Origin of the sequence: Hymenobacter algoricola (assembly GCF_039539525.1) — a bacterium.
GTDB lineage: Bacteria > Bacteroidota > Bacteroidia > Cytophagales > Hymenobacteraceae > Hymenobacter > Hymenobacter algoricola.
This window is the reverse complement of the sequence record NZ_BAABDH010000003.1, coordinates 167,037-184,074: the sequence shown is the minus strand read 5'-3', so window position 1 is coordinate 184,074 and position 17,038 is coordinate 167,037. Positions and strand designations below refer to the sequence as shown.

Annotated in this window: 14 protein-coding genes; 7 read left to right on the top strand and 7 right to left on the bottom strand. The window is 62.2% G+C overall.

Going from position 1 to position 17,038, the window contains the following annotated elements; all coding sequences use genetic code 11:
• Positions 1-93 precede the first annotated feature (93 nt).
• The 3 genes from ABD842_RS01310 to ABD842_RS01300 form a co-directional block, all read right to left on the bottom strand.
• Positions 94-702, bottom strand: a complete 609-nt coding sequence (locus ABD842_RS01310) for a hypothetical protein (protein WP_345108936.1) — start codon at positions 700-702, stop codon at positions 94-96.
• A 37-nt stretch (positions 703-739) separates the two neighbouring features.
• Complete coding sequence (locus ABD842_RS01305; protein ID WP_345108933.1) at positions 740-1,483, bottom strand: hypothetical protein; 744 nt, start codon at positions 1,481-1,483, stop codon at positions 740-742.
• A gap of 236 nt (positions 1,484-1,719) precedes the next feature.
• Positions 1,720-1,980, bottom strand: coding sequence for a hypothetical protein (locus ABD842_RS01300; protein WP_345108930.1), 261 nt, complete (start codon positions 1,978-1,980; stop codon positions 1,720-1,722).
• Positions 1,981-2,180: 200 nt separating this feature from the next.
• Here ABD842_RS01300 and ABD842_RS01295 point away from each other — a divergent pair, with 200 nt between their 5' ends.
• A complete protein-coding gene (locus ABD842_RS01295) occupies positions 2,181-2,591 on the top strand; it encodes a DUF6799 domain-containing protein (RefSeq protein ID WP_345108927.1) in 411 nt (136 codons plus the stop codon).
• Positions 2,592-2,660: 69 nt separating this feature from the next.
• On the opposite strand, the gene ABD842_RS01290 is transcribed toward ABD842_RS01295, so the two are convergent.
• Positions 2,661-4,625: a WG repeat-containing protein gene (locus ABD842_RS01290; protein WP_345108924.1), complete on the bottom strand. Its 1,965-nt coding sequence runs from the start codon at positions 4,623-4,625 to the stop codon at positions 2,661-2,663.
• A 138-nt stretch (positions 4,626-4,763) separates the two neighbouring features.
• Here ABD842_RS01290 and ABD842_RS01285 point away from each other — a divergent pair, with 138 nt between their 5' ends.
• Entirely contained in the window at positions 4,764-5,165 is a 402-nt protein-coding gene (locus ABD842_RS01285; protein ID WP_345108921.1) for a hypothetical protein, read from the top strand.
• A 176-nt stretch (positions 5,166-5,341) separates the two neighbouring features.
• Complete coding sequence (locus tag ABD842_RS01280; protein ID WP_345108918.1) at positions 5,342-6,346, top strand: hypothetical protein; 1,005 nt, start codon at positions 5,342-5,344, stop codon at positions 6,344-6,346.
• Between the two features lie 19 nt (positions 6,347-6,365).
• On the opposite strand, the gene ABD842_RS01275 is transcribed toward ABD842_RS01280, so the two are convergent.
• Complete coding sequence (locus ABD842_RS01275; RefSeq protein ID WP_345108915.1) at positions 6,366-6,788, bottom strand: RlpA-like double-psi beta-barrel domain-containing protein; 423 nt, start codon at positions 6,786-6,788, stop codon at positions 6,366-6,368.
• Positions 6,789-7,410: 622 nt separating this feature from the next.
• Here ABD842_RS01275 and ABD842_RS01270 point away from each other — a divergent pair.
• From ABD842_RS01270 to odhB, 3 genes are all read left to right on the top strand, one after another.
• The gene (locus ABD842_RS01270; protein ID WP_345108913.1) at positions 7,411-8,559 is read left to right on the top strand and encodes an SMP-30/gluconolactonase/LRE family protein; all 1,149 of its coding nucleotides are present in this window, start codon (positions 7,411-7,413) and stop codon (positions 8,557-8,559) included.
• A 212-nt stretch (positions 8,560-8,771) separates the two neighbouring features.
• A complete protein-coding gene (locus ABD842_RS01265; protein ID WP_345108910.1) occupies positions 8,772-11,687 on the top strand; it encodes a 2-oxoglutarate dehydrogenase E1 component in 2,916 nt (971 codons plus the stop codon).
• A gap of 118 nt (positions 11,688-11,805) precedes the next feature.
• Positions 11,806-13,506, top strand: a complete 1,701-nt coding sequence (gene odhB / locus ABD842_RS01260; RefSeq protein ID WP_345108907.1) for a 2-oxoglutarate dehydrogenase complex dihydrolipoyllysine-residue succinyltransferase — start codon at positions 11,806-11,808, stop codon at positions 13,504-13,506.
• Positions 13,507-13,602: 96 nt separating this feature from the next.
• Here odhB and ABD842_RS01255 read toward each other — a convergent pair whose 3' ends face one another.
• Both ABD842_RS01255 and ABD842_RS01250 read right to left on the bottom strand, forming a co-directional pair.
• Entirely contained in the window at positions 13,603-13,992 is a 390-nt protein-coding gene (locus tag ABD842_RS01255; protein ID WP_345108904.1) for a group III truncated hemoglobin, read from the bottom strand.
• A gap of 244 nt (positions 13,993-14,236) precedes the next feature.
• Positions 14,237-15,148: an EamA family transporter gene (locus ABD842_RS01250; RefSeq protein WP_345108901.1), complete on the bottom strand. Its 912-nt coding sequence runs from the start codon at positions 15,146-15,148 to the stop codon at positions 14,237-14,239.
• Between the two features lie 184 nt (positions 15,149-15,332).
• Between ABD842_RS01250 and ABD842_RS01245 the strand changes: the two genes are divergently transcribed.
• Positions 15,333-16,994 carry a M1 family metallopeptidase gene (locus tag ABD842_RS01245; RefSeq protein ID WP_345108898.1) on the top strand — a complete coding sequence of 554 codons (1,662 nt, stop codon included), beginning with the start codon at positions 15,333-15,335 and terminating at the stop codon, positions 16,992-16,994.
• Positions 16,995-17,038 lie beyond the last annotated feature (44 nt).

Sequence of the window (17,038 nt, the reverse complement as noted above, 5' to 3'; positions counted from 1 at the left end):
TGGATACGCAAGCCCGGCCGTAGGGTTAGGTCAGTACTTAATTATATTGCTGAAAGCCACTCAGGTACAAGTGGATATGGCTGTTCAGCCGGTTTAGTATTGGGAACTGAGGGCCACGACCACCGCTACCACGACCAGCGCCACCGAAGTCCCGACGCCCACGCCGAAGCCCGCGGCGGCTTTGCTCAGCTTCTTGCGCTGCGCCTGCTGCTTGTAGCCACTCACGTAAGCCGGATTCTTCAGCAAGGCCGCGTCTGGAACTACCAGATTGCGGGAGGCCGGAGGCGTAGCGGCTACGGCGGCACCGGTAGCAATGCCGCCCAGCCAATACACTGGGGTTGAGACGACCGTGGCGCCGAAAGTGCCCCAGAAAGCCCCTGGCGCTTTGAAATACTTAACGGCGTCCAGCTCGCCCTGCGCCCGCGCCTGCTCTGGCGTGAGCCCCGGCGCCGGAGCGGCAACGTAGGTCGAAGCGTGAATTATTTCCTTGGTGCCGTTGGCGTACCGGATCATAAATACCTCCGGGGCATTCAGGTAGAGCGTGTCGGTGGGAGCGGCCGGCAGCACGTAGGAAATCTTGGTGGGCTGCACGGTGAGCACCTTGGCCGGCAGTTCCTCGCCGTTGGTGCGCAAAATCACATCCTGAGCCTGGGCCGTGGTGTGCAAGCCGAGAAACAGCAGCAAAAGGTAAACGTGTCGCATGCGGGGAAAGAAAACAGGATGAAAGAGTGAGTTGGGCTTAGTTGCGCCGGGAGTTGAAGCCCAGCAGCAGACTGATCCGGGCCCCGCCGTTGCCGGGCACCACCGCTAAGTTAACGGGGAAATTGACGCCGTGCGAACGGTAAGTGGCGCCCACGGCAAAAGCAACGTTGGCGCTGATGGGCGTCAGGTTGGGACCCATGCCAAACTCGAAGCCCTTGGGGCCGCGTATACCGATAAGGGCGTTCAGGCTGGGAATAAATTTGTTTTGCTCCAGACCGCCGATAAGTGGTACGAGCTCCACCAGGCCGGCCGTACCGTTGGGCAGGCGAAACACGCGCGTTTCAAACTGCCACCCGAACTGCGTCAGGAAAGGCTTGATGTTGCGCTCTTCAGCTTTGGTCGCAGCTCCGGCCATCAGCACCGTGACGCCCACGCGGGGGCCACCCAGGTGCACGTCATTGTAGGCCGAATTCTCATCCCCTGGTACGGTGGGCCCGGGCGGCAGCGGTGGCGGGGGCGCCACGGTGGGTAGCGTCCCCGCCGGCGGACTACCCAGCACTTCCTTACTGCCGTTGGCGTAGCGGATCATGAACACGTCGGCTTTGCGGACGCTGATCAGCGGCCCGTCGGGGTTGTCAGTGCGCTTATAGCGCACTTCGGAAGGCGTGATTTCCAGGACTTTCACCTGAAACTCTTCTCCGTTCTGCTTGGTCAGCAAATCCTGGGCCTGGGCCGAGCAAGTCAGCAGGCTGAAAAAAGCGAGGAGTAAAAAACGTTGCATGGGCTTCGGACGATTAAGTGAACTGGATGCCCAAAGGTGCAACTGGATAGGAGGGTATGCTACCGAACTTTAGAGTCGCACAGACCTGGCTTTTCTGCTTTAACTAGATTTAAGTGTCTGCTTTACAGAAAATTATGTGAAAATCAGTCGACTCTGCCGGACCCGTTTCAGCCCCACAGAAAAAGCCCCGTCCTGATTCAGGACGGGGCTTTTTCTGTGGGGCCAGAGGCCGATAGTTACTTGGTTTCTTCCACCATTTTGTCGGCGGGCTGATCTACTACTACAGCCGTGTCGCCAGCTTCGGGAGCCATGTCAGCCTTTACTTCGCCAGCGGCGTTTGAGGTAGCATCAGCAGCATTCTCGGTGGTGGTAGCGGCATCGGCAGCAGCGCTTTCAGCGGTTGCTTCGGCATTTTCCTGGGTTTTCTCCGAGCAGGAGGTAGTGGCGAATGCGCCGAAAGCCGACAGGAGGAGCAGGGATTTGAAGGAGATTTTCATGGCTAAAAGCGAAGAGGGTGAATCGGTTTGTGTGTCCTTTATACCGGCCGCATGGGAAAGTAACCCGGCGGGCAGTAAAAAATGGCCAAGAACTTGCGAGCCGCCACCTTCGTAGCCTGTCCATCTTACCACTCTCCCTTCAAATGCGCCTTTTACGCTTTCTGTTTCTGCTTGCTCTATTGCCTTGCAGCCTGGTCGGCTTGGCCCAAAACGTAGCCAACAACGACGGCTTTCAGCGGCGCGACGGCACTATGTACCTGATCCGCAACGGCCAGAAGCGCCCCATGAAACACGACGTACACCTGCCCAACGGCCGGACCATCACCCGCGACGGGTTTGTAGTGGAAACTACCGGGCAGCGCACCGAGCTGGCGGAAGGAAGAGGCTGCACGCTGTTGGGCGTCCCTTCTCTGGTCGTCACAACCGGCTCCGGCCAACTGGCGCTGGCGTCTGCCGGGGGGGGCAGCCGGACCGTCGAAGTAGTGCCGGTAGGCGGCAGAGGCGACGTTGGCGTGTTGGAGCAGCTGCTGGGCTCCCGGGGCCGGGGTCACAAAGGCTGGGGTCACTACAAAAAGAAGGGCAAGCGCAAGCATGACAAGGACGACGATTAGCCTGGCCTGACGTTGGTGCCTGGCGGCGCATAACCGCTGCCGGAAGCCGTACCCGCCCTTACGACGATGCTACTCTACCGGGTCTCCGTCTTGGTCAATGTAGAAGGTGCGGCCATCCTGTACCACGCGGGCCCGGCCCTCAACGAAGTCAGCGGCGTCAGCATAGCGGCCAAAGGGACTGGTATCGGTCGGATCCGTGAGGTAGTCGGCCGTAATAAAGGTGTAAGCGTCCTTCAGCTTTACCCGGGCCAGTCCGTCGTGAAAAGAGTAAGCCTCCTGAAACAGCACCGGCTCCTTGGTTTCGGCGGCCGGGCCACTGATGTAAAACCAGCCGCGGCGGTCCAGCACGGCGGCCCGGCCTTCCGAAAAGTCGAGGGCGTTAAAGTAATAGTGGCTGAACTCTTCCCCCTGGTCGTCCAGAAACGTGTACAGGTCCCCGATCCGGACCCGGGCGTACCCATTGGCGTACGGATTCACGGCGTCGTAGGCGGGCGCCACGGTTTCGGTGCCCTTCTCATTGAGCAGCCCAAACGCGCCCTGTTTTTCGACTACTGCCTGCCCATCGCGAAAATCGGTTAGGGAAGCGTAGCGGGCGGGTACCAGCGTGTCGCCAGCGGCAGCCAGCAGGCCCCAGCTCCCGTTTTGCTCGAAGCGCTGGGGCGGCCCGGCCGTAGCAGAGCGCAGTGCCCACGCTAGCAGCCCCAGCCCCAGCACGCCCCCCGCCACCAGCCCCACGCGCGGCAGCCGGCGGCGCCATTTGCGGAGCAGGCGCACCTTGGTCAAAGACGCATTCGGGGCGGGAGCAAAGGGGAGCGGCCGGGCGGGCGGAGCATCGGCTGGGGTAGGGCGGGGCGCACTGCTAGTGGCCGTCGGGTCTGCTACTGCCGGCACAGCAGAAGCGGTAGCAGCGCCGCCTTGCTGGGCCGCAGCAGCAGGCACCGCGGCCTGCATCTGCTGCATCAGCTGGCTCAAGTGCTGAATTTTAGCGTCCAGCTCCCGGTTGCGGGCCTCCGATTCAGCCCGGGAAGCCTGCATGGCAGCTTCCAAAATCTCTTTTTCACGACTTTCGGTGGCAATGCGGGCCTGCAGCTCGGCCGCCTCGGGAGCCACGGCCGGCGCTATGGCCAGCTGCTGGCGCAGCTGGGCAATGCTTTGCTCGCGCTCCGCCTCACGGGCCTCCATGGCCCGCAGCTGGGCCGTCACGTCGGCCTGCATGGCAGTGCGCAGCTGCTCCAGCTCCTGCTTCTCCTGCTGCCGGGCCGCTACTTCCTCGTAGCCATAGGGTGCCGTGTCGAGGTCGTCGAGGTCGTGGGCGCCCAGCCAGTGCCAGAGGTCGGTGGCTTTGCGCCGCAGGAAGCTGCCAGCCGCCAGCGGTTGAGCGGAGTAGGCAGCGTCGGGTTGGGCTATTGACTCCGGCTCGGCCGGCGGTGGCCCAGCCGGTTCGGCGGGAGTTTTTTCCGGGGCTAGCTCCTGAGCCAGTTGGGCAATATCCGAGTCGGTCAGGTCAATGTCGGGCGTGGCCAGCTGCGCGAGACGGCGGGTGAAGCGCGCCGGGTCGGCCAGCAGCTGAAAGCTGCTGGCGGCGGGTACGGCAGCCATCCGTTCTTCCACTTCCCGCCCAAACACGACCGGCTCCCCAAACAGCAGCAGGCCGGTAGTAAAGTTCAGGTTGGCCTGGTCGGCGGCCAGCAGGGGCCGCAGCAGCTGCTGCAGGCTTTCTTTCTGCTGGCTGAACTGCTGAAACGGGTTGTCGGCCTCATCCTGCCCGGTAAGCGGCCGGCCGTCGAGCTGCCAGGCAGCGTGGGCAAAGTCGCGGATGGCGAGGTGGCCGCCGCGGGGCTCCAGCAGCAGCAGCGTGATGCCGTGGGGCCGCACGACGAGGGCATCGAGGCGGCGGCCGTCGGGCAGGGCCATGTTACCCAGCAACAGGGTTTCCGGCGCCTGCGGCTCGGCGGCCAGGGCTGCCCGCACGGCTTCAAACTGGGTATGCCGGGCAGCGTTGGCGAAGGGGGCGAGCAAGTAAACGTGAAGCATAGACAGGGGCGGCGCACCGCAACTTTCCGGCCAGTACGGCTGGGCGGGTTTGTACGGTGGATACCCGCGCCGGGGCTAACTTTTCCGCGGGCAAGGCAGTATAGCCAGTACATTTCTTTCGCTTTTTGGCTTATTCTCATGGATTCGACCACGCCCACGCCGCAAACCCCCGTCACGCCCACGATTCCCCTGGCCGTAACGGACCAACAAAATTCTGCCCTGCTCGACGACACGCTCAAGCTGCTCAACGCCGGGGTCCCGGAAAAAGCGGACTCGCGCGGGCTGGGCGAAATTGACCGGTGGGCGGAAGTGCTGGGGGCCTCGGAGCGGCCCGGCCTGGCCAAAATCATCCAGGAGCTGAAAACCCTCAACGAGCAGCTCAGCCGCCCCGATACCGCCGCCCACGACCTGGCCGAAACGCTGGCGACGCTCGGGGCCGAAACCGGCAAAGTAGCCGAAGAAACCAGTGACGACTACAACGGCCCGCTCACTCAGCTGGGCAAGCTGCTCATCAAGATGGGCAATGCCCTGTCGCGCTAACCAAGCAGTTCATAAGTACTGAAAAGCCCCACCCAATTGCTGGTTGGGGCTTTTTTTGACGGCTTACTAGCGCGGATTTACCGGGTCGGCCGAAAACCAGGCTTCGCTGCGGTGGTTCCCCGGCCCGGGCGCGTACTTTTGCGCCCTGGTTTTTCCGCTGCTTTCCGTGGTTTTCTATGTCTGCTTCCGCCGCCGCTCCCGACCTCACGCTGTACTATCCTTTCGAGGACAAGCACTTCGCCGACCACTGCTTTCTGTGCGGCACGCCCACGGCGCCGGCCGAAACCGTGCTGGTATTCGACCAGTGGCTGCTGGAGCGCTACAACTGGGCGGCGCAGCAGATTCAACTGCTCGACCAGAGCGTGCAGACCTACCAGAACCTGCGCATACCGTGCTGCCCCGGCTGCCGTACCCGGTACGTGGCGCCACTGGAGGCGCAGGTGGCTACGGCAGCGGCCGCCGGCCCCGCCAGCCTACGGGCGCTGGACGAGAAAACCTTGTTTCTGTGGCTGGGCAAAATGTTCTATGGCATCCTCGTGCTGGAACTGCTCAATGAGCTGAATCCGCTGATCAAGCCCCAGTACCCGCTCTCCGAGAACGGGCAGATGCTGCGGCGCCTGCAGGCTTTCTTCCAGACCTTTCAGGCCCTGCGCGTCCCCATCGTGTTCGAGGATTTCGTGCCCGCGTCCATCTTCCTGCTCGAAACCGACCCGCGGCAGGACCCGATTCCCTTTGAGTACGACGACGATCTGACCACCATGACGTTCAGCATCAAGCTGGATCAGACCGTGCTCATTGCCAGCTTTATCGACAACGGGATGCTGCGCCAGGCCATGCGCCGCGTGTACGAGGCGGCGCAGCGGCCCCTGCATCCGGTGCAGGTGGCTGAGTTCAAGGCCCGCGTGTACTACGGCGCGCACCTGCTCAACGTGGTGCCCGACTATTTTCCGCGCCCCGGGCAGCCCGGCGACGAGCACCTCGTCTACGACACGCTCATCGACGACATCACGCGCGAGATTTTCAATCCGTGGGAAAACGCAGCTTACGGGCAGTCGTTGCAGGAAATGTGGAAGCGCTGGCAGATTCCGTACACCGAAATCATGCGGAATCCGGCGCAGCCGCTGAGTTACTTATACGATGCTCAGGGTGATCCACTTACGCTGGAATCGTTTCCGGCCTAAGCCGGCCGGGGCAAATAAATCAGCCTGCCTGCCAGACGGGCTCCCGCTTCACTACTTTCACGATTTTCACGCCTTTCCACATCTCATTGAGGTGCTCGCGCTTGGCGGCCAGAATATCCATGCAGTGATGGTGGCGGCGATTCATCGTGTCGTGGATGATGTAGACGCCGTCGAGCCGGGCCGAAATGCCGCGCACACGCACCGAGTCGCCAAAGCTGAACTGGCCGCCCCAGGGCTTCAGCAGGTCGCGCGAGAGGGCCATCCAGTGGTTTTTGCTGGAATGCTGGGGGGTAATGAAGGAGTTGTCGGCCGTAATGAAAGGCTCGGAGTCAGTTTGCCGCGGGTCCGGCTCGTAAATGGTGGCCGTGACGGTATAAACGGGCTGACGGGGGTAAATCCGCTTGGGAACGACCAGAGGAGCGGGGGCAACTAAAGTAACCATGCGCGGGCTCAGGTGCGCAACGGTGGAGGGAAGGGCTGCCGCCGAAAAAACCGGTCGGGGAGGGAAAAGGAAGGTTAGTAGGAATAACGCAAGGGACATGACGTTTGGATTAATGAACTCTTCTTTTGTCCGAAGAGGATGGACAGCCGGCCCGACTCGGCAAGTGGGAGGTGGAAAACCTGGTTTTGGGGAAAAAGGTTACCCACTATTCTAGGCGCCGCCGGCCAGTTACCTGGTTACAGCAGCGCATATCTGGTAAAATAAATATAGACGTTAAGTATAATTACTTGTACTTATAAGATATTGGCATTTTCTACCGGGTTGTAAAATTAGTGATAATATTTTTAGTGGCCGGCTAAGACCCTTAGCGGGTTGATTTCCAAAGTCCTGAGAGCATAGGGTTTTGCCTGCCTTACTGCCAGGCGCAGCCTAGGATGAGCCCTGCTGCCGAGACGCTGCCAACCGCAATAAAACCGCACCAAACAGGAACACGGGTTAAACCGGTGCGTAAAGCTTCGGGTGCCCTGGCGCACTGATTGTGTGCGCTTTTTCTACCAACCAACTTCTTATGAACTATTCCGCTTCTTTTGCCTGCCGCAGCCGCCGGATGGCCGGCGCAAGCTTGCTGCTACTGACTTGCTCGGTGGGCTGCTCGGCGCCCGATTCCGGCTCTGGCAACGCCGGTAGTGCTGCCGCCGCCGACTCCGTGGCTGCCGCTGGCCCCGCCGCCCCGCAGGCGCCCGCCGACTCGCCGCTGCGGCTGGTAGCAGCCCTGCGCGAGCCGCAGTTTGTGGGCGTGGCCGTTACGCCGGATGGCCGCGTGTTTGCCAACTTTCCGCGCTGGGACAACAACCCCGTGACGCCCGTGGCCATCATCAGCTCTGACAACTCGGTAAAGCCCTACCCGGACGCGGCCTGGTGTACCTGGAACGAATCGGTACGGAATGAGCCGCAGAAGCACTGGATCTGTCCGCAGAGCGTACACGCCGACAAGACCGGCATGCTGTGGGTGCTCGACCCCGCCTCGCCGGGCCTGAAAGGTACCGTGCCCGGCGGCCCCAAGCTGGTCAGGATTGACCCCAAGACCGACAAGGTGGTGCAAAACATCAGCATTCCGGAAAGCGTGGCCTCCCGCAAGTCCTACCTCAACGACGTGCGCATCGATACCCAGAACAGCTACGCCTACATCACCGAGTCCGGGGTGGGCAGTCTGGTGGTAGTAGACCTGAAGTCGGGCAAAGCGCGGAAGCTGCTGGCCATGCACCCTTCGATGATGGGCGACACGACGCTCAACATCAAGGCTGATGGCCACGAGATGATTGATGCTACCGGCAAGCGGGCCCGCTTCAACGCCGACGGTATTGCTCTGAGCCAGGACCTGCAATACTTATACTGGAAGCCGCTGACCAGCTACAAGCTCTACCGAATCAAGACTGAGGCGCTGCGCAACCCGGCCCTCTCGGATGCCCAGCTGGCCCAACAGATCGAGGACCTGGGCAAAGTGCCGGCCTGCGACGGGATGGAAATTGATGCCAACAACAACCTGTACATGACGGCCTTCGAAAACCACTCCATCGTGCGCCGCACGCCGGCCGGCAAAATCGAAACTGTGGTGCAGGACCCGCGCCTGGAGTGGCCGGATACATTTGCGTTTGCCAATGGCAGCCTGTACGTTACGGCATCGGCCATTCACAAAACCCCTACCTGGAACAAAGGGGTAGGCAAGCAGGATCAGCCGTATAGCATCTTTAAAATGGCCCTGCCTAAATAATGCCTCTCCTGATAACACGCCAAGCCTTTCCTGCTTTCGGGAAGGGCTGTGCGTATTATTTTGAATAGATTGGCTAGCTCAACCGTGAGCCCGCGGAATCTTCCACTGGAACAAACGGTTGATAAAGAGCCGTATTTGCATAAGCGAATACAGGTTTTTGCCTTACGGTCAAGTCGTATACATTTACGGCCGACTCATTCAGCTCTCTCTCTATGGATGCTTACTCCTACATCGCCAACGCCCACGGCGACTACATCGAACAACTCTACCAGTCTTATAAGGCCGACCCACAGTCGGTAGACGTGAGCTGGCAGAAATTCTTCGAAGGCTTCGACTTCGCTCAGCAGTACCCAGCCGAAGGCGAGTCGGGGGCGGGCAGCGCCATGGCCCAGCCTATTACGCAGCCTTCCGCCAATGGCAATGCCAGTGCCGAGCAGCAGGACGGCGCCGGGGTGCTGACTACCGATGCGTCTACCAATAACGGTGGCGGTATCGTGCCGCTCAGTGGGCAGTCGACCGATAAGGAGACGGCCGTGCGCAACCTGGTGCACGCCTTCCGCAGCCGCGGCCACCTGCGCGCCAAAACCAACCCGGTGCGGGAGCGCAAAGACCGCAAAGCCCGCCTCGACCTCGCCGACTTTGGCCTGAGTGAGGCCGACCTCGACACGTCGTTCCGCAACGGCGACCTGCTGGGCCTCGGCACCACGGCCAAGCTGCGCGATATCGTGGCGGCCCTGGAGAAGATCTACACCCGCAGCATCGGCTTCGAGTACATGTACATCCGCGACCCGCAGGTGCTCGACTGGTTCCGCGAGAAGGTGGAGCGCGACTCGCTGAGCTTCAACCCCGGCGTGGAGTACAAGAAGCGAATTCTCAAAAAGTTGAACGAGGCCGTGGTGTTCGAGAACTTCCTGCACACGAAGTTCCTGGGCCAGAAGCGCTTCTCGCTGGAAGGCGGCGAAACGACCATCCCGGCCCTCGACGCCATCATTAACAAGTCGTCGGAGCTGGGGGTGAAGGAAGTGATGATCGGGATGGCTCACCGCGGCCGCCTGAACGTGCTGGCCAACGTGATGGGCAAGACCTACGAGCAGATCTTCTCCGAGTTCGAAGGCACGGCCGTGCCCGACCTGACCATGGGCGACGGCGATGTGAAGTACCATATGGGCTACTCGTCGGAGGTGGAAGCCGAGAACGGGCAGAAGGTGAACCTGAAGCTGGCGCCCAACCCGTCGCACCTCGAAGCGGTGAACCCGGTGGTGGAAGGCTTCGTGCGGGCCAAGATTGAGCACCAGTACGCCGACGACTACCACCAGATTCTGCCCATCCTGATTCACGGCGACGCGGCGCTGGCCGGCCAGGGCATCGGCTACGAGCTGACCCAGATGTCCTTGCTGGAAGGCTACAAGACCGGCGGCACGATTCACTTCGTGATAAACAACCAGGTCGGCTTCACCACCGACTTCGAGGACGCCCGCTCGTCCATCTACTGCACCGATCTGGCCAAAATCATTGATGCGCCGGTGGTGCACGTGAACGGCGACGACCCGGAAGCGGTGGTGTTTGCCGTGCGTCTGGCCACCGAGTACCGCCAGCAGTTCCACGCCGATATCTTCATTGATATGGTGTGCTACCGCCGCCACGGCCACAACGAGTCGGACGAGCCCAAGTTCACCCAGCCCACGCTCTACAACATTATCAGCAAGCACCAGAACCCGCGGGAAGTCTACAACGCCATGCTCGTGGAGCGCGGCGACGTGGACGCGGCCCTGGCCGCCCAGATGGATAAGGAGTTCCGCGACACCCTGCAGGCCCGCCTCGACATGGTGAAGCAGAAGCCGCTGCCCTACAACTACCAGGCTCTCGAAAACGAGTGGCGCAGCCTGCGCCGCTCCAAGCCCGAGGATTTCGACTCGTCGCCGGAAACCGGTATCAGCGAGGAAGTAGTGCAGCAAGTCGGCAAGGCCCTGACGACCCTGCCCGAAGGCTTCCGGCCCCTGAAGCAGATCGAAAAGCTGATGGAGGAGCGCAGGAAGATGTTCTTCGACACGCGGGTGCTCAACTGGGCCGCCGGCGAACTGCTGGCCTACGGCTCGCTGCTGGCCGAAAAGCATATTGTGCGCGTCAGCGGGCAGGATGTGCAGCGCGGTACGTTCTCCCACCGCCACGCCGTGCTGCACGATGCCGAAACTTCGGCGCCCTACAACTCGCTCAACTACATCGGCGAAGGCCAGGAAAAGCTGAGCATCTATAACTCGCTGCTGAGCGAGTACGCGGTGCTGGGCTTCGAATTTGGGTACGCCATGGCCAACCCCACGGCCCTGGTGGTGTGGGAAGCGCAGTTCGGCGACTTCGCCAACGGCGCCCAGACCATGATTGACCAGTTCATCGTGAGCAGTGAAAGCAAGTGGCAGCGCATGAACGGCGTGGTGATGCTCTTGCCCCACGGCTACGAAGGCCAGGGCCCGGAGCACTCCAATGCCCGCCCCGAGCGGTTTTTGCAGCTGGCGGCCGAAAATAACATCGTCGTGGCCAACATGACCACGCCGGCCAACTTCTTCCACGCCCTGCGGCGGCAGCTCACCTGGAGCTTCCGCAAGCCGCTGGTGGTGATGTCGCCGAAGTCGATGCTGCGCCACCCGCTGTGCGTATCGCCGGTGGAGGAGTTCACCTCCGGCACCTTCCGCGAAGTCCTCGGCGACACGTTTGCCGATGCCAAAAAAGTGAAGCGCGTGCTGCTATGCTCGGGCAAGGTCTACTTCGACCTGCTGGAGGAGCAGCGCGCCTCCAACCGCACCGACGTGGCCATCGTGCGCCTGGAGCAGCTGCACCCGTTCCCCAAAAAGCAGCTCGACGTGGAGCTGGCCAAGTATCCGAAGGCCAAGCTGTACTGGGTGCAGGAAGAGCCCGAGAACATGGGCTACTGGAACTTCATGCTCCGCTACATGCGCCGCGAGCTGGAAGATGTCATTGCCCGCAAGCCGTCGGCCTCGCCGGCTACCGGCTACAACAAGGTGCACGTGAAGGAGCAGAAAGACCTCGTGGCCCGCGCCTTCGACAAGCCCAAAGAGCAGGTCGCCGACAGCAACATCAAGAACACCGCCGAAATAGCCAAGAAGCAGGACTAAGCAGTAGTGCGAACTACGTAGTTTGCGCCCCGCCGAAGCCGTTTTATCCCTGACCGATCAGGAAGCCCGGGCAGCAGCGCCCAGACTTTTACCACCGAAACCCTTCAACTCCCTCCCTATGGGTCTGGAAATTAAAATCCCCGCCGTCGGCGAGTCCATCACCGAAGTGACCATTGCCAAATGGCTGAAAGCCGACGGTGACACCGTGAAGCGCGACGAAGTTATTGCCGAGCTGGAATCGGACAAAGCCACGTTTGAGCTGCCCGCCGAAGCCGACGGCATCCTGAAAATCCGGGTGGCGGAAGGCGAAACCATCGGCATCGGCACCGTCATTGCCGACATCGACGGTACCGGTGGTGCCGCGCCGGCCGCGCCAGCCGCGCCGGCTGCCAGTGCCCCAGCTGCTCCGGCACCCGCTCCCGCCGCTCCCGCCGCTGATCCGATAACTAAAGGCGAGCAGAATCCTGCCGCCAGCGACCAGGCCGGCTACGGTGGACAGCCTACCGGCGGAGCCGCTTCGGCAGCTCCGGCACCAGCAGCAGCTCCGGCGGCTGGCCCGGGTGGCGCAGCCGTGGAAATGAAGATTCCGGCCGTGGGTGAGTCCATCACGGAAGTGACGGTGGCTAAGTGGCTGAAGGAAGATGGCGCCCCGGTGCAGCGCGACGAAATCATTGCCGAGCTGGAATCGGACAAGGCCACGTTTGAGCTGCCCGCCGAAGCTTCCGGTACCCTGCGCCACGGCGCCAAGGAAGGCGAAACCATCAGCATCGGTGCCGTGGTGGCCCGTATCGAAGGCGGCAGCGGGGCCGCGGCGCCAAGTGCCGCCCCAGCGGCTCCGGCTCCGGCCGCACCGGCCGCCGCCGCGGCGCCGGCCAATTCGGCTACTACCTCTACGAGCTACGCTACCGGCACCCCTTCGCCGGCGGCCAGCAAGATTCTCGGCGAGAAGGGCATTGCCGCCACCGACGTGCAAGGCTCCGGCCGCGACGGGCGCGTCACCAAGGAAGACGCCCAGAATGCCCAGGCCCGTCCAGCAGCTCCGGCTCCGGCAGTAGCGGCAGCCTCCGCGGCGCCGTCCGCGCCGCAACCAACCGGCAGCTCGCAACCGGCAACTGGCAGCAGAAATGTGCGCCGCGAGAAGATGAGCAACCTGCGCAAGACGGTGGCCCGCCGGCTGGTGGCGGTGAAGAACGAGACGGCCATGCTCACCACCTTCAACGAGGTGAACATGCAGCCCATCATGGACCTGCGCACCAAGTTCAAGGACAAGTTCAAGGAAAAGAACGGCGTGAACCTGGGCTTCATGTCCTTTTTCACCAAAGCCGTGTGCGTGGCCCTGAAAGAGTGGCCCTCGGTGAATGCCCAGATTGACGGCACCGACATCGTATTCAATGACTTCTGCGACATCAGCATCGCCGTATCGGCCCCCAAAGGCCTGGTGGTGCCGGTCATCCGCAACGCTGAGCAGCTGTCCTTCGATGGCATCGAGAAGGAAGTGGTGCGCCTGGCTATGCTGGCCCGCGACAACAAGCTGACCATCGAGCAGATGACCGGCGGCACGTTCACCATCACCAACGGCGGCATCTTCGGCTCGATGATGAGCACCCCGATTATCAATGCCCCACAGTCAGCCATTCTGGGCATGCACAACATCGTGCAGCGCCCGATTGCCGAGAACGGCCAAGTCGTGATTCGCCCGATGATGTACCTGGCGCTGAGCTACGACCACCGCATCATCGACGGCCGCGAGTCGGTTTCGTTCCTGGTACGGGTGAAGGAACTGCTCGAGGATCCGACCCGCCTGCTGCTGGGCGTGTAGTTTTAAACCCAAGAAACGCAAAAGCGAGGCCCGGTATCCGGGCCTCGCTTTTGCGTTTGGGAGAGTTGAGGGAGTTGAGAGCGTATGGGCAGCGGGCTAATCCACCGGCAGCTCGCGGGAGCGGGTGGCCTGCAGGCGGCCGACCAGCTGGCGGGCCAGGTTCTTGGCTTCCTCCGCTTTAGAGCCCGCAAAGCATTCCTCCACGGTGGAGGAAAACAGGTTCAGCCAATGGTCGATGTGGGGGCCACCGGCCGGGATGGCCAGCTGCGAAGGTACCGGCTCACCTTCCTCTTCCTGTTTGCCCAGCAGCGTCGTGCTCCAGTAGCGGTATTGGGAGGTGAGGTAGTGGGGCCAGTGAATCCGGGCGGCGGCGCCGTAGCGCGGGCCCAGCAGCGTGTCGTTGGTGGCCTTATGGCAGAGCGTGTCGACGAGGGTTTTGATGTCGCCTTCCGTCTGGATGTCGGCTAGTGGGATAGTCGTTTTCATAGAGAGGGAGCAAAAAGAGTGGGGTTTTCAATACGTAGCGAATTTACGCAGGTTACACTCTTTTCGCTAAGGTAAAGAAATTGTTAATATAACCATAGCATCAAAAAACAAGATTTATCTGGCTCAACTCAGAAAGCTACAAAAGCAGCTATTCGCACCTCCGGACGGCGCATCAGCGGGTGAAATCCTGGTAAGATGTGGGCAGACAAGCGGTTAAGGCTTGCTGGGCCCAGGGGTGCGGTTCTCACTTCTTGCCCAGCACCACCAGCACCACGGCCACCACAATCAGGGCAGCGCCGCCGAGCATGGGGGCGCTGAGCTGCTCCCCGGCCAGGGCCCAGCCCAGCAGCACGGCCACCACGGGGTTGACGAAGGAGTTGGTGCCCGCCAGCGCCGGCTCCACGGCCTGCAGCAGCCAGATGTAGGCCGAAAAAGCCACAATGGAGCCCAGCGTAACCAGGTAGACATACGCCAGCCACGACTGGGCGGTAACCGCCGCCAGCTCGAAGCCCTGGGTTTCGCCGCGTATGATTCCGATAAGCAGCATCAGCAGCCCGCCGCACATCATCTGCATGCCGCCGGCCACGAACGGGGAGGAGGCCGGCTGGTGCTTCTTGGCGTATAGTGAGCCCACCGCCCACATCAGCGCGGCCGTCATGACCAGGCCGAAGCCCAGGTTTTCGTGGCCCGGTCGCGCCACGTGGCTGACGCCGGGCGTGCGGGCCACCAGGTACACGCCCGCCATGCCGATGAGCAGGCCCAGCGCGACGCGCGGCGTAGGCCGGCCCGAGAGTCCGCTCAGCCAGCCCAGCACGGCCAGAAACAGCGGCACCACGGCCACCAGCAGTGCCGTAAGGCCGGAGGGAATGTACTGCTCGCCCAGCGTCACGCCGCCGTTGCCGAAGGTGAGCAGGCAGATGCCGATAAGCAGCGCGTGGCCCCAGCCGCGGAGCGTGGGGGCCGGCGCGCCGCGCAACCGCATGAACCCGTAGAGCAGCACACCGGCCAGCAGATAGCGGGAGCCGGCCATGAGCAGCGGCGGAATACTATCGATGGCGAAGCGGATGCCCAGGTAGGTGGAGCCCCAGATGATGTAGACAATGGCAAAGGCCCCGATGATGGCCGCACGGCTGGGCGCGGGAGCAGGAGTAGGCATAGGAAAGCAGCAAATGAAGCGGCAAAGCTACGCCGAACCCCGGCGGCCCGCCACCCGGAGCCTGCGGCAGCGGGCTGCCAGCCGGCAAACGGTAAGCCAGTCAGGTACTTGGGCCGGGCGCGCAACCGTGCCGCCGGGCCGGCGTCAGTAGCGTAACTTTACCCCTCGCCCCGTTCTGCTTTCTATGCGCTTTCGTACCCCGTTCCTGGCCCTCCTGGCCGTGTTGTGCTGGCCCCGGCTGGCCAGCGCCCAGCTGATGCAGCCCAAAGCCCAGTTTACCCGCGCCGACTCCCTGCGCGGCAGCCTCTCGCCGCTGCGCACCTGCTACGACATCACCTACTACCACCTCGACGTAAAGCTCGACATCGACCAGCGCGCCCTGAGCGGCTCCAACCTGTTCCGCTTCACCGCCACCCAGGATTTCCGCCGGCTGCAGTTCGATCTGTTTGCCAACCTGACGGTGGAGAAAGTAGTGTACAAAGGCCAGAACCTGGCTTTCACCCGCGAAGCCAACGCCGTGTTCGTCACGTTTCCGCAGCTTATTAAGTCCGGCAGCGCCGACGAGTTCACCGTGTTCTACTCCGGCAAGCCCACCGTGGCCGAGCGGGCTCCCTGGGACGGCGGCCTCGTGTTTGCCAAGGACTCCAACGGCAAGCCCTGGGTGGCCACGGCCTGCCAGGGCGTGGGCGCCAGCATCTGGTGGCCCACCAAAGACCACCAGTCCGACGAGGTCGACAGCATGCTCATCAGCATCACCGTGCCCAAGGGGCTGAAGGACGTCTCGAACGGGCGGCTGCGCAAAGTCACGCCGCTCAAGGACGGCACCACCCGCTTCGACTGGGCCGTGCGCAACCCCATCAACAACTACGACGTGGCGATGAACGTGGGCGACTACACCCACTTCAGCGACTCCTACGCCGGCGAAAAGGGTAAGCTGAGCCTCGACTACTGGGTGCTGACCGAGAACCTGGCCAAGGCCAAAGCGCAGTTCGGGGCCAACGTGAAGCCCATGCTCAAGTCGTTTGAGCACTGGTTCGGGCCCTACCCGTTTTATGAGGACGGCTACAAGCTCGTCGATGCGCCCCACCTGGGCATGGAGCACCAGAGCGCCGTGGCCTACGGCAACAAGTACCTCAACGGCTACCTCGGCCACGACCGGTCGGCCACGGGCTGGGGGCTGAAGTGGGACTTCATCATCGTCCACGAAAGCGGGCACGAGTGGTTCGGCAACAACATCACCAGCAAGGACATTGCCGACATGTGGATCCACGAAAGCTTCACGACCTACTCCGAGGCGCTGTTCACGGAAAGCCAGTTTGGCAAGCTCGCCGGGCAGGAATACGTGCACGGGCAGCGGCGCAACATCCAGAACGACGGGCCCATCATCGGGGCCTACGGCGTGAACAAGGAAGGCTCCGGCGACATGTACGACAAGGGCAGCAACATGCTCAACATGGTGCGCACCATCATCGGCGACGACGAGAAGTGGCGGCAGATTCTGCGCGGCCTGGGCCAGACGTTCTACCACCAGACCGTCACCACCGACCAGATTATCGGCTATATCAACCAGCAGAGCGGCAAAAACCTGACGCCGGTGTTCGACCAGTACCTGCGCCACCGCGGCCTGCCCACGCTGGAGCTGCGCCAGGATAAAGGCCAGCTGATGGGCCGCTGGGTGGCCGATGCCGCGGGCTTCAACGTGCCCATCCGCATGCGGGTGCGCGGCTCGGAGTACCGGCTGGTGCCGCTGACCACCAAGTTTCAGCCCATCGAGCTGATCGGCGCCACGAAGGATAATATCGATATCGACACCTTCAACTACTACATTGGCGTATTGGTCGATTAAGGAGCGCTGCGTTTCGCCTTCGTTTCCCCTTCTTCATCCCCACC

What these genes read in the sequence shown, in the direction of transcription:
- ABD842_RS01310 (WP_345108936.1), bottom strand. Translation starts at nt 702, where the DNA reads ATGCGACACGTTTACCTTTTGCTGCTGTTTCTCGGCTTGCACACCACG.
- ABD842_RS01305 (WP_345108933.1), bottom strand. Translation starts at nt 1,483, where the DNA reads ATGCAACGTTTTTTACTCCTCGCTTTTTTCAGCCTGCTGACTTGCTCG.
- ABD842_RS01300 (WP_345108930.1), bottom strand. Translation starts at nt 1,980, where the DNA reads ATGAAAATCTCCTTCAAATCCCTGCTCCTCCTGTCGGCTTTCGGCGCA.
- ABD842_RS01290 (WP_345108924.1), bottom strand. Translation starts at nt 4,625, where the DNA reads ATGCTTCACGTTTACTTGCTCGCCCCCTTCGCCAACGCTGCCCGGCAT.
- ABD842_RS01285 (WP_345108921.1), top strand. Translation starts at nt 4,764, where the DNA reads ATGGATTCGACCACGCCCACGCCGCAAACCCCCGTCACGCCCACGATT.
- ABD842_RS01280 (WP_345108918.1), top strand. Translation starts at nt 5,342, where the DNA reads ATGTCTGCTTCCGCCGCCGCTCCCGACCTCACGCTGTACTATCCTTTC.
- ABD842_RS01275 (WP_345108915.1), bottom strand. Translation starts at nt 6,788, where the DNA reads ATGGTTACTTTAGTTGCCCCCGCTCCTCTGGTCGTTCCCAAGCGGATT.
- ABD842_RS01265 (WP_345108910.1), top strand. Translation starts at nt 8,772, where the DNA reads ATGGATGCTTACTCCTACATCGCCAACGCCCACGGCGACTACATCGAA.
- odhB (WP_345108907.1), top strand. Translation starts at nt 11,806, where the DNA reads ATGGGTCTGGAAATTAAAATCCCCGCCGTCGGCGAGTCCATCACCGAA.
- ABD842_RS01255 (WP_345108904.1), bottom strand. Translation starts at nt 13,992, where the DNA reads ATGAAAACGACTATCCCACTAGCCGACATCCAGACGGAAGGCGACATC.
- ABD842_RS01250 (WP_345108901.1), bottom strand. Translation starts at nt 15,148, where the DNA reads ATGCCTACTCCTGCTCCCGCGCCCAGCCGTGCGGCCATCATCGGGGCC.
- ABD842_RS01245 (WP_345108898.1), top strand. Translation starts at nt 15,333, where the DNA reads ATGCGCTTTCGTACCCCGTTCCTGGCCCTCCTGGCCGTGTTGTGCTGG.